Origin of the sequence: Chryseobacterium sp. PET-29 (assembly GCF_025736815.1) — a bacterium.
Classification (GTDB): Bacteria; Bacteroidota; Bacteroidia; order Flavobacteriales; family Weeksellaceae; genus Chryseobacterium; species Chryseobacterium nepalense.
The window spans coordinates 1,015,776-1,028,357 of the sequence record NZ_CP107053.1 but is presented as its reverse complement, the minus strand read 5'-3'; the positions used below and the strand labels follow the sequence as shown (position 1 = coordinate 1,028,357).

Genomic DNA, 12,582 nt, shown 5'->3' with positions numbered 1-12,582 from the left:
TGTTGAAGGATTAGTTGTAAGATAAATATTTTTCCTGCGCTAAAGTAATTACTCATAAAAAAGAGAGCCTTTCGACTCTCTTTATATTATTGTTCCAGCTTTTCCTTAATGTATTTTGCGGTGTGCGATTTTTTATTTTTGGCAAGATCTTCAGGAGTTCCTGTAAATACTACTTCACCGCCGTATTTTCCTGCTTCCGGACCTATATCAATGATATAATCGGCGGATTTTATAATATCCGGCTGATGTTCAATCACAATTACCGAGTGGCCAAGATCAATCAAAGCCTGTAAAGATTTCAGTAATTTTTGAATATCATGGAAATGCAGACCTGTGGAAGGCTCATCAAAAATGAAAAGCGTCTTATCCGTTGTTACTCCTTTCACCAGGAAAGATGCCAGCTTTACACGCTGCGCTTCTCCGCCCGAAAGAGTAGAAGAACTTTGTCCCAGCTGCAGATATCCCAATCCGACTTCCTGTAACGGCCTCAGTTTGGTTACAATTTTATCTTCATGATTGTCTTTGAAAAATTCCAGCGCGTCATCTACGGTCATGTGAAGAATATCGGAAATATTTTTTTCATCATATTTTACTTCCAGAATTTCACTTTTAAAGCGGGTTCCTTTACAAACCTCACATTCCAGTTCGATATCTGCCATAAACTGCATGGATACATTGATTACCCCTTCTCCTTTACACTCATCACATCTTCCGCCATCAACATTAAAAGAGAAATGTTTCGGTTTGTAACCCATCATTTTTGCTACTTTTTGTTTGGCAAACAGGTCCCTGATGTCGTCATACGCTTTAAGGTACGTCACCGGATTGGAACGTGAAGATTTCCCGATCGGGTTCTGATCGATCAGTTCAATATGTTTGATGAGTTTTTTAGGAAAATCAACAGAGTCATAATCTCCTTTTTTACCGCCCATTCCCAACTGAATCTGGATGTCATTCGTAAGAATTTCCTTCATTAAGGTAGACTTTCCGCTTCCTGAAACTCCGGAAATAACGACAAGATTTTCCAAAGGAACATCTACATCAACATTTTTAAGGTTATTCTGACGGGCTCCTTTAATGTGAATCCACTCTTTCGCTTTCCTGCGCTCTTTAGGAATTTCTATTTCCAGTCTTCCGGTGAGATATCTGGAAGTTAGCGTATCTGCACTTTTCAATTCTTTATAGTCTCCTGCAAATACAAGTTCGCCTCCCAAATATCCGGCTTCCGGACCGATATCAATAATATAATCTGCCGCTCGCATTACATCTTCATCATGCTCAACAACTATTACGGTATTCCCGAGATCCCGAAGGTTTTTCAGAACACCGATCAGGTTTTCCGTATCTCTTGAATGCAGCCCGATAGATGGTTCATCAAGAATATAAATAGAACCTACCAGTGAGCTTCCAAGGCTCGTTGCCAGATTAATCCTCTGGCTTTCACCACCTGAAAGTGTGTTAGAAGTACGATTCAGCGTTAAATATCCCAATCCGACCTTTAATAAAAATTCAAGACGGGTTGTTATTTCATACAATAATCTTTTGGCAACTTCCTGATCATGATCGGAAAGTTTTAAGTCTTTTATTAAAGAAAAAAGTTCATCTAAAGGAAGTTCGATCATCGACTGGATATTATGTCCGCCAACTTTTACCCAGCTGGTTTCTTCGCGCAGTCTTAATCCTTCACATGTAGGGCAAAGCGTTTTTCCGCGGTATCTGGAAAGCATTACCCGATATTGTATTTTGTATAAATTTTCTTCAAGCATCCTGAAGAAATTGTCAATGGATGGGAATGTACTTTTTCCGTCACCTTTCCAAAGGTATTTTTTCTGCTCTTTGGTAAGTTGGTGATATGGTTTATGAATCGGGAAATCTTTGGCCTTTTTAATAAAGTCTTTTTTCCACTCGCTCATGCTTTCTCCTCTCCAGGAAGCCACCGCATCCTCAAAAATGGAAAGCGCCTTATTCGGAACTACGAGATCTTCATCAATTCCGATTACCTTTCCGTATCCTTCGCAGGTAGGGCACGCTCCATAAGGATTATTAAAGCTAAAAAAATGAACATTCGGCTCTAGGAATTCTATTCCGTCCAGTTCAAATTTATTGGAAAACTCTTTTACTTTTCCGGTATCTGTATTCTTCAGGTAACAGTATCCGCGTCCTTCGTAGAAAGCCATCTGGATAGAATCTGCAAGACGTTGCAGGAAACTTTCATCTTCTTCGTACGAAAACCGGTCAATCACCAGATTGATTTCCATATTCTTTTCGGGAGTAAATCCGAAGCTTTCCAGATCTTCTATTCCGGCTACATTACCATTGATTTCAAGTCTGGTAAATCCTGCTAACTTCAGAACATTAAGACTTTCAGCAAAATTATCGGCATCATAATTCAAAGGAGCCGTTAATAAAAATGACGAATCCTTTTTGGATGATTTAATAAAATCTACCACATCAGAAACCGAATCTTTCTTTACTTCTTCTTCGGAAACCGGTGAAAATGTTTTGCCGATTCTTGCAAAAAGCAGCTTCAGATAATCATAAATTTCCGTTGAAGTTCCTACTGTAGACCTCGGGTTGGAAGAAATTACTTTCTGCTGGATAGCAATAGAAGGGGCAAGACCTTTAATATCATCAACTTTCGGTTTTTCCAGTTTACCTAAAAACTGTCGTGCATAAGAGCTGAGACTCTCTACATATCTTCTTTGTCCTTCCGCATAAATGGTATCAAAAGCCAGTGAAGACTTTCCGCTTCCGGATACTCCTGTAATGACAATTAATTTATTTTTCGGGATAAGAACATCAATGTGTTTCAGATTGTTAAGATGTGCGTTCTTAACGAAAATCTGTTTTTTAATATCTATATCTGTTGTTTTAGCCATAGTAAAATTAAGACTAACAAAATTACGAAATTTTGGCGGATTTGTTAGGGTTAATGAGATCCAAATTCTCTAAAGGATTTTTTGAATATTTTTGCATGTATTTAACATAATTTTATTTTAAAAACATTGCATACTGTTATAAAATTATCTAACATTGCAGGATCAATGTAATTAGATATGAGAAAGTTCTTAAGAGATCTGATTGCACATTTGATGAGAAAAAGATAACAACGATAATTCCAAAAATGCAGTTTTTAAAAGCTGCATTTTTTATGACAACTATCATTTGTAAGTATTCGTGAACTCCATTACTTTTGGCATCACAAATAATTAGCTATAAATCTGACATATGATACGAAAAGCAGGAAGTATTTTTTTTCTCGCAACCTTATTTTTTGCACAGGCACAGGAAAAGTCTACCGATATTGAAGCCATTGAAATTCAGGGAAAACTTTTTTCCACCCCGTACAAAAGTGCCAACCAGAATATCTCGGTGATCACCAGAGAGGAAATTATTAATTCTCCTGCGAAAAGTATTGATGAAATCCTGCAGCAGGTAACGGGAATGGATATCAGAAGGCGAGGGGCCAATGGAGTGCAGAGTGACATCGGTTTTCGGGGAAGCTCTTTTGAGCAGGTTCTTTTGCTTCTTAACGGAATCAGGATGAATGATTCCCAGACCGGCCATAATTCGATGAACCTTCCTGTCGACCTCAGTGATGTAGAAAGAATTGAGGTGATAAAAGGTCCTGCAGCAAGGCGTTTCGGGCAAAATGCCTATGCCGGCGTCATCAATATCATTACCAAAGTAAATCCTGGAAAAAGGGTGAAAATAAATGTTGAAGGCGGAGATTATCAAACCTATGAGCTTGGATTCAACGCGCAGGTTGGAACTGAAAAATTTTCCAATTCGTTACAGGCTAATTCTTCCGGGTCGCAAGGCTATATGTATAATACGGATTATGAAATCAGGAATGTTTTTTATCAAAGCAAACTGAATATAAAAGACGGAAATATAAGGCTTCAGGCAGGATTTTCAGAAAAAAAATTTGGGGCTAACGGATTTTACGCTTCAAAGGCGGCAACTGAGCAATATGAAGAAGTGCAGGCTTCCGTGATCAGCCTTGCGCATCAGCAGACCTTTGGAAGATTAAAATTAAATTCAAATGTATATTGGCGAAGAGGGCAGGACATGTATTTATTTAACCGACAGAAGCCTGAAATTTACCGCAATATGCATATCGGAAATAATGTGGGAGGGGAAGTCAATTCAGGCTATGACTGGTCACTTGGAACAACAGGAATTGGTGTTGAACTAAGAAAAGAATTTCTGGCAAGCAATAATCTGGGAGAAAGAAACCGTTTTGTTTCTCAGGTGTTTTTCGAGCATCATTTTTCACTTTTAGACCATAAACTGAATATCAGTCCGGGAATATCATGGGCCAATTATTCTAATGAGGGAAACTTTTTCTATCCGGGACTGGACATCGGATACAGCTTTAACCAGAATAACAAAGTATACGGAAATATTGCCAAGGTACACCGTATTCCGACCTTCACCGATCTTTATTATACAAGCAAAACCGAACAGGGAAATCCTGATCTTCTACCTGAAAATGCAGTCTATGCAGAAATCGGGTACCAGTTTCAGACCAAGAATATTTTAGCTAAAGTAAGCGGTTTTTTAAGAGATACCAATGACGCTATTGATTGGACAAAGATGAAACCTGAAGACCCGGTATGGTATGCCCGAAACATAGGAGAAACCACGGTAAAAGGAATTGAGGTAGAATTCAATCACCAGTTGAAGTACTGGCTGAAATATACTATTGGCTATACCTACCTAGATAACATATTAAACAAGCCCGCAGATTTTTCGGCAAGATATTTATTAGATAATTTAAAGCACCAAATTATCGCGAAACTAGAAACACGCTTCCTGAAAAATTTCACAAATGAAGTGGTCTATCGTTATAACGAAAGGCTGAATAACGGCAGCTACAACCTGGTAGATGATAAATTAAGTTTTGTTAAAAAAGATTTCTCGGTGTATGTTCTAATTAATAATTTAACAAACATCTCATATACAGAAACATTCGGTGTTGAAATGCCACAAAGATGGTTTCATATAGGATTATCTTACAATTTTAATATTAAATAATTGTTAACTATTAATGAATCAAAGTTAATATTAACAAATTGTTAATTAATTTACATTTGCAAAAATTTTTTTCAGATGAAATTGTCATTCGGTTTAGGTTTGGGGTTATTTTTAAGTGTAATATCCCTCAAAGCACAGGAACATATTTCCAGTTTTAATGCATTGACCATTACCTATAAATTTCATCCGAAGTTTTTTCTATACGCTGAAGGACAGTCGAGAGGAATCCAGGAATACACGTATCCGGATTACTATGAAATAAAGGGCGGACTGGGTTATAACCTTACTAAAAATCACAAGCCTTTTATCGGATTGGGAAGATATGCCACTTACAAGGACCAGAAAATTAATAAAGAAGAATTCAGGGTCTGGCTTCAGGACGTCATTGATTTTAAAAAAGGCATCGTGAAATTTGAAAACAGGCTTCGTGCGGAAAAGAGCTGGTTCTATGAACCTCAAACCGACAAAAGCTCTGAAAGAATGCGCTACAGATACCGTCTGAACATAAGTGTGCCGCTGAATGCAAAAGAAGTGAAAAAAGGAACTGTTTTCGCCAATGTGTATGACGAAATTTTCCTTGTAAGCCCGATGAAGCCTACTTTCGCCAGGAACAGGGTATATGGCGGTTTCGGCTATCAGATTGACGACTACTTCGGTGTTCTCGGCGGTTATTTATGGCAGAGGGAATTTGAAGCTTCGGGAAATAAAAATTTCCACTTTGTATATTTGGCTTTAAACGTTAATATCGACGGGACGAAGCATCCCAAAAAGACCTATGACTTCCCTGGCGCGGATTAAGCTGTTTTCTTAATTCTTATTACAAACTGGTTAAATTGGATATTAGCAGTCCCTATCAATATTTTTCAATAAGATAATGATAGGCCTTAAGATATTTGTTAAATCTTTTGATGTCTTTAGGAGTCAGCTCTCGGTTTACTCTTCGAAGATCCATATTATCCCTTAAATCATTAAGTTTTACGGCAACGGCTAATGGTGAACGCTCGGTTCTTCTTACAAAATCGTCATACTCTTCATCCGGGTCAAACTTAGTAAGGCAGCTGATCGCAAAAATGATATATTCCGGAAAGCCTTCGCCACGCAGATAATCCAGGCTGAATTCCTGTGGATGGTCTTCAACAACATCATGGAGAACGCCTACGATTTTTTCATCCAACGTTTTTCCGTATTCCATGACACGCATGACATGGGCAATATATGGTGCATGGTATTTATCCGTCTGTCCTTTATGTGCCTTGTCGGCTATTTTTATTGCTCTGTTGAGCAGTTCTTCTTTTGTCATCGTTAATAAGTAGAGTACAAAAATAAAAAATGCCTCAACATCTGAAACATTTTTTTAATAATAATTTTGTGTATTACACATGCCGGCCTAATTCAAATATAATTATTTATTATCCGAATCTTTTTCAGGTATTATAGAATTAAGCATCTTATAATCCGTAGTATCTTTTCTTTTGTCTTTGAGGCTGGAATATACCGACTCATCAGGTTTTGCAGAAGGCATTTTGTATATTTTTCTTTGAGGATCGGACGGCTTCATTTCTTTATCGGGGAAATAAGACTTCTTGTATTTCGTAGTATCATGGGGTATCAGAAGTTTCTTTTCTTTCTGCTGTCCCGAAGCAGACACTGCAAACAATATAACCGGAAGTACTAGTATTTTCATCAGTAAAAATTTTTAATATTAAACTATAATTAGGCATAGTAAAAACAACTTAAATCTTATTTTTATTACATTCTACACTTCATTTTGGTATTCTTTGTTGCAATAAAAAAGCGTCTCAACATTGAGACGCCTTGAAATCAAATTTATATATAAAAGACTAATAAGCTCCTTTTTCAATATAATGGGCAGCAATTTTTTCTGTTAATGCCACTACATTCGGATGGTTGGTATATTTTGTAAACCTTCTTAATCCGGACAGCATCATTCTCTGCTCATCGCCTTCAGCGAAAGAAACAATACCTTCTTTTGCTGCAGTAATGATTTTTTCAACGGCTTTGTAAAGATTCAGCTGAGCCATTGCTGCTTCTACAGAATCCGGTGAGAAATGTTTTTCGGCTCTCAACACTGTAGATTCTGCCATATAGATCTGGTTAAGAATTTCAGAGGCATTCAGTAACAAATGCTGCTGTTTTTCAATATCCATCATATATTTCTGAAGCGCAGCACCTGAAACCATTAAGAATACTTTTTTAAGATTGGCAATGATTGCTTTTTCTTCACTCATAAAAGCAGAGTAGTCAGGAACCTCAAACGACGGAATTCCCATCAGTTCTTTGCTGATTGCCATGGCCGGAGACAATAAGTCTAATTCTCCTTTCATTGCTCTTTTGATCAGCATTCCAACGGCAAGAAGTCTGTTGATTTCGTTGGTCCCTTCATAAATTCTTCCGATTCTTGCATCTCTCCATGCAGATTCCATTGGAGTATCTTCTGAGAATCCCATTCCTCCATAGATCTGGATTCCTTCATCTGCTGTATTTTGTGTAAGATCTGAAACAAAAACTTTAAGAATCGATGCTTCTACCGCAAACTCTTCAACACCTTTTAATTCAGCTTGCTGATGATCCATTCCGCCTGCAACTAATTCTGCAATTTTATCTTCAACATTTTTTGCCAAACGGTAAGATCCCGCTTCACTTACAAAAACTCCGGTGGACATTTCCGCAATTTTCTTTCGGATTGCTCCGAAAGTTGAGATAGAAACGCCAAATTGTTTTCTTTCATTTGAATATTGAATAGAGTGGTTTAAGATCCTTCTTTGTCCGTCAAGATTAGCTGCCGCCAACTTAATTCTGCCAACATTCAATGCATTTAGAGCGATTTTGAAACCATTATTTCTTTCACCCAACATATTTTCAACAGGAACTTTCATATCATTGAAGAAAACCTGACGGGTAGAAGACGAACGGATTCCTAATTTATGCTCTTCCTCACCGAAAGTTAAGCTTTCAGGATTTTCAAGTTCAGAACGGTTGATGACGAAACCTGTGATGTTTTTATCATCATCTATTTTAGCAAACAAAGTGAATGTATCCGCAAAACCTGCATTGGAAATCCACATTTTTTGTCCGTTGATGATATAATGTTTTCCATCCTCAGATAATTTCGCTCTTGTTTTTCCAGAGTTGGCATCAGAACCGGCATCGGGTTCCGTTAAACAATAAGCTCCGAATTTCGTTCCAGTAGCCAGATCCGGAAGATATTTCTTTTTTAATTCTTCACTTCCGTAAAGGAGGGTTGGAAGTGTTCCGATTCCAGTGTGAGCTCCGTAAGCTGTTGCTAATGAACCATTTCCTCCCGAAACATAGTCGCAAGCAAGCATTGTGCTTACGAATCCCATTCCAAGACCGCCGTATTCTTCAGGAACGGTGATTCCAAGAAGTCCCATTTCTCCAAGTTTACGCATTGTTTCTTCTGTTAATGCATAATCTTTTTTCTCAAAACGATCATGATGCGGAACGACTTCTCTGTCTATAAATTCTTTCGCAGAATCGCGAAGCATTTTCTGTTCTTCATTCAGTTCTTCAAGACTGAAGATTTCGTTTGCAGGAATTTCTTTAATTAAGAATTCACCACCTTTTACTATATTTCCCATTTAATACTTGATTTTTATTTATTTTTTTGAGACTTTTAGATAATCAGATAAATATTTTCTATGATTTGCTAACAATATTTGTGTCTGCAATTCAAATGATGAACCTAAAGAAATATTAAAAAAATGACTAAAAGATTTTTTTATAATCATTCATCATTTCTTGTGTTTAATCTATTATCTATCTGTCTATTCTCTTTTTATCTTTAAAGCAATTCAAAAATACTTGCTGCTCCCTGTCCTGTTCCTACGCACATGGAAACCATTCCGTATTTGTTTCCGCGTTTTCTCATTTCGTCAAGAAGCTGAACGGTTAACTTCGTTCCGGTACATCCAAGAGGGTGACCCAAAGCGATTGCTCCTCCGTTTACATTGAGAATATCCGGATTTAAGCCTAATTCTTTTTTAATAGCAACAGACTGCGATGCGAATGCTTCGTTTAACTCTATTAATTCAATATCTTTTAATTCTAAACCTGCTTGTTTTAAGGCCTTTGGAATAGCGTATATAGGTCCCATTCCCATGATTCTCGGTTCTAATCCTGCAGCTGCATAAGCAACCAATCTTGCTTCCGGCTCAAGACCCAATTCTTTTACCATCTCTTCACTCATAACCATCACAAAAGCTGCTCCGTCACTCATCTGAGAAGAATTTCCGGCGGTTACGCTTCCACCATTAGCAAAAACAGGTCTTAATTTTGTAAGACCCTGCAGAGACGTATCAGCTCTCGGACCTTCATCTACTGAGAAATCGAATTTTTTAGACTGTATCTTCTGATTTTCATCCAGAAAATTATATTCAACAGGAATCGGAACAATCTGACTGGCAAATCTGCCTTCCTGATTGGCTTTTAAGGCTTTCATATGAGATTCAAAAGCGAACTGGTCCTGTTCTTCTCTCGTAATATTATACTGTTTAGCCACTTCTTCAGCAGTATAGCCCATTCCCCAGTAATAATCGGGGTTTGTTTTGGCAATATCTGTTTCAGGAACAGGTTTATATCCTCCCATCGGAATGTATGACATCGATTCTGTACCTCCGGCAATAATACAGTCTGCCATTCCGGCCTGAATTTTTGCAGAAGCAATGGCAATCGCCTCACTTCCTGATGCACAGTATCTGTTTACGGTAACTCCAGGGACTTTATCGGTGTTTAAACCCATTAAGGAAATCAGACGTGCCACATTTAAGCCTTGTTCAGCTTCGGGCATAGCGTTTCCTACAATCAGGTCATCGATTCTGTTTTTATCTAATTGCGGAAGTTCAGCCATTAATTTTTCAATTACGGTTGCCGCCATTACATCGGGTCTTGTGAATCGTAAACTTCCTTTGGGTGCTTTCCCAACGGCCGTTCTGAACCCTTTTACGATATATGCTGTTTTCATTTGTTTAAATTATTTCGGATTTACACCGGTTTTCACCTGATGCTATTTTATTTCGCCCTTTCCGGGCTCAAAAACTTTAGCTTTTATCAATTTTATATTATTCTGCTATTAACAGTTCGCTCCTACGAAGCTTCTGTTAGTTTCTCAACGGTTTGCCATTTTGCAACATATATTGAATTCTCTCTAATGTTTTTCTTTCTCCGCAAAGCTCCAGGAAAGTTTCTCTTTCAAGATTCAATAAATACTGTTCTGTAACCACAGTTGGTTCGGAAAGATTTCCTCCCACCATGACGTAGGCTAATTTGTCTGCGATTTTCTTGTCATGTTCGGAGATATAATTTCCGGTAAGCATCTGGTCGGTTCCTACATAGAACATTCCAAGCGCATCTTTACCTAAAACTTTTACCCTTTGTTCGATAGGCTGTGTGTAACCATGTTCTGCTAAGCTTTTAGCCAGCATTTTTGCGGTTTTAATCTGCGTTCTTTTGTCAACTGCCACGATATCTTTCCCATGTTCAAGAATTCCCATGTCGTACGCTTCATAAGCGGAAGTAGCTACTTTTCCCATCGCTATATTCATGAAAGCATCACGCAATCTGTTGTTTTTCACATCATCATTGTGGAATTCTCTTGAAGTTCTCAAGGTCAATTCCTTAGTTCCTCCACCGCCGGGAATAACACCAACTCCGGTTTCAACCAGTCCGATATAGGTTTCCGCTGCTGCAACCACTCTGTCGGCATGCATGGTCATTTCGCAACCGCCACCCAGTGTCATTCCGTGAGGAGCAACAACTACAGGAATAGATGAGTAGCGAACTCTCATCATTGATTTCTGGAAATAAGCGATTGCCATGTTCAGATCATCCCAATCCTGCTCGATAGCCATCATCAGAATCATTGCTAAATTGGCACCTACAGAGAAATTGGTTCCCTGGTTTCCGATTACCAATCCGTCATATTCTTTTTCAGCTAAATCAATCACTCTGTTTAATCCATCCAGAACTTCGCCTCCTAAAGAGTTCATTTTAGAACGGATTTCAAAGTTGATGATTCCGTCGCCCAAATCTTCAATAGCGGCACCAGAATTACTCCAAAGTGTTTTATTCTTTCTGATATTATCTAAAATAATAAAAGCATCCTGTCCCGGAATATTGTTGTATTCACCGGAGTTTTTATCAACGTAAATGCTTTGTCCTTCATCATTAACTTTATAAAATGTTTCTACATTTTTAACCCAGTCTGAAACTTCATACCCCGCATCTTTAGCCAATTCCACACCTTTTTGAACGCCAACGGCATCCCAAATTTCAAACGGGCCATTTTCCCATCCGAATCCGGCTCTCATGGCATCGTCTATTTTGTAAACTTCGTCAGAGATTTCAGGAACTTTATGAGAAACATAAGCGAACAATGCACCTAAAGATTTTCTGTACAGTTCTCCGGCTTTATCTTTTCCGCCGATCAATACTTTAAATCGGTCAATTGGCTTGTCAATTGTTTTGGTTAATTCCAGCGTCGGGAAAGAAGATTTCCCCTGAAGTTCATATTCTAAAGTATCAAGATTTAACCCATGAATTTCAGATTTGCCTTCTGCATTTTTTACCTTTTTATAGAAGCCCTGTTCTGTTTTAGATCCCAGCCACTTGTTATCAACCATTTTCTGAATGTAATCCGGAAGTGCAAAGACATCATTAAAATCATTAGCTTCAGCACCACTTTGGCGAACACCATTTGCTACCATAACCAAAGTATCCAGACCTACAACATCAGCAGTTCTGAAAGTTGCAGATTTCGGACGGCCAATTACAGGACCTGTCAATTTATCAACTTCGGAAACGGTTAAACCTAATTTCTGAACATTGTGAAGCAAATCCATCATAGAAAAAACACCGATTCTGTTGGCAATAAATGCCGGTGTATCTTTTGCTAAAACCGTTGTTTTTCCTAAAAATTTAGCACCATAATTCATGTAGAAGTCAATTACTTCAGGAAGTGTATCATGAGTTGGAATAATTTCTAAAAGAGGAAGATATCTTACGGGATTGAAAAAATGGGTTCCTGCAAAGTAATGTTTGAAATCCTCACTTCTTCCTTCTGTTAAAAAATGAATGGGAATCCCTGAAGTATTGGAAGAAATTAATGTTCCTGGCTTTCTGAACTGTTCTATTTTTTCATAGACCGACTTCTTGATATCCAATTTTTCAACAACTACTTCAATGATCCAGTCGGTATTTTTTATTTTAGGTAAATCATCATCGAAGTTTCCAACTTTAATTCTGTCAGCAAATTTCGGAGAATAGAGCAGGGCAGGACTCGCTTTTTTAAGTTTTTCAAAGTTTTCCGAGGCAATCCTGTTTCTTACTGCCTTATCATCTTTGGTCAAACCTTTTTTCTGTTCCGCTTCAGTGAGTTCAAAAGGAACAATATCGAGCAACGACACCTGAACGCCAATATTGGCAAAATGCGCTGCAATACCGCTTCCCATAATTCCTGAACCAAGAACTGTGACGTGTTTGATTCTTCTTTTCATTTGATTTATT

Annotated in this window: 9 protein-coding genes; 2 read left to right on the top strand and 7 right to left on the bottom strand. The window is 38.0% G+C overall.

The window, feature by feature from the left end; translation table 11 throughout:
* Window positions 1–86: 86 nt before the first annotated feature.
* Complete coding sequence (gene uvrA / locus ODE14_RS04525; RefSeq protein ID WP_263603127.1) at window positions 87–2,879, bottom strand: excinuclease ABC subunit UvrA; 2,793 nt, start codon at window positions 2,877–2,879, stop codon at window positions 87–89.
* Window positions 2,880–3,228: 349 nt separating this feature from the next.
* On the opposite strand from uvrA, the gene ODE14_RS04520 reads away from it, so the two are divergent.
* Window positions 3,229–5,040 (top strand): TonB-dependent receptor plug domain-containing protein, encoded by a 1,812-nt coding sequence (locus ODE14_RS04520; protein WP_263603126.1) that lies wholly within the window; start codon window positions 3,229–3,231, stop codon window positions 5,038–5,040.
* Between the two features lie 75 nt (window positions 5,041–5,115).
* Complete coding sequence (locus tag ODE14_RS04515; RefSeq protein ID WP_248393432.1) at window positions 5,116–5,838, top strand: DUF2490 domain-containing protein; 723 nt, start codon at window positions 5,116–5,118, stop codon at window positions 5,836–5,838.
* A gap of 55 nt (window positions 5,839–5,893) precedes the next feature.
* On the opposite strand, the gene ODE14_RS04510 is transcribed toward ODE14_RS04515, so the two are convergent.
* The 6 genes from ODE14_RS04510 to ODE14_RS04485 form a co-directional block, all read right to left on the bottom strand.
* Complete coding sequence (locus ODE14_RS04510; protein WP_248393434.1) at window positions 5,894–6,340, bottom strand: phosphohydrolase; 447 nt, start codon at window positions 6,338–6,340, stop codon at window positions 5,894–5,896.
* Window positions 6,341–6,442: 102 nt separating this feature from the next.
* Entirely contained in the window at window positions 6,443–6,724 is a 282-nt protein-coding gene (locus ODE14_RS04505; protein ID WP_263603125.1) for a hypothetical protein, read from the bottom strand.
* A gap of 157 nt (window positions 6,725–6,881) precedes the next feature.
* Window positions 6,882–8,660, bottom strand: a complete 1,779-nt coding sequence (locus tag ODE14_RS04500; RefSeq protein ID WP_263603124.1) for an acyl-CoA dehydrogenase family protein — start codon at window positions 8,658–8,660, stop codon at window positions 6,882–6,884.
* 18 nt (window positions 8,661–8,678) lie between these two features.
* Window positions 8,679–8,810, bottom strand: coding sequence for a four helix bundle protein (locus ODE14_RS04495; RefSeq protein WP_263603123.1), 132 nt, complete (start codon window positions 8,808–8,810; stop codon window positions 8,679–8,681).
* A gap of 53 nt (window positions 8,811–8,863) precedes the next feature.
* Window positions 8,864–10,042: an acetyl-CoA C-acyltransferase gene (locus ODE14_RS04490; protein WP_263603122.1), complete on the bottom strand. Its 1,179-nt coding sequence runs from the start codon at window positions 10,040–10,042 to the stop codon at window positions 8,864–8,866.
* A 136-nt stretch (window positions 10,043–10,178) separates the two neighbouring features.
* A complete protein-coding gene (locus ODE14_RS04485; RefSeq protein ID WP_263603121.1) occupies window positions 10,179–12,572 on the bottom strand; it encodes a 3-hydroxyacyl-CoA dehydrogenase/enoyl-CoA hydratase family protein in 2,394 nt (797 codons plus the stop codon).
* Window positions 12,573–12,582: the final 10 nt, after the last annotated feature.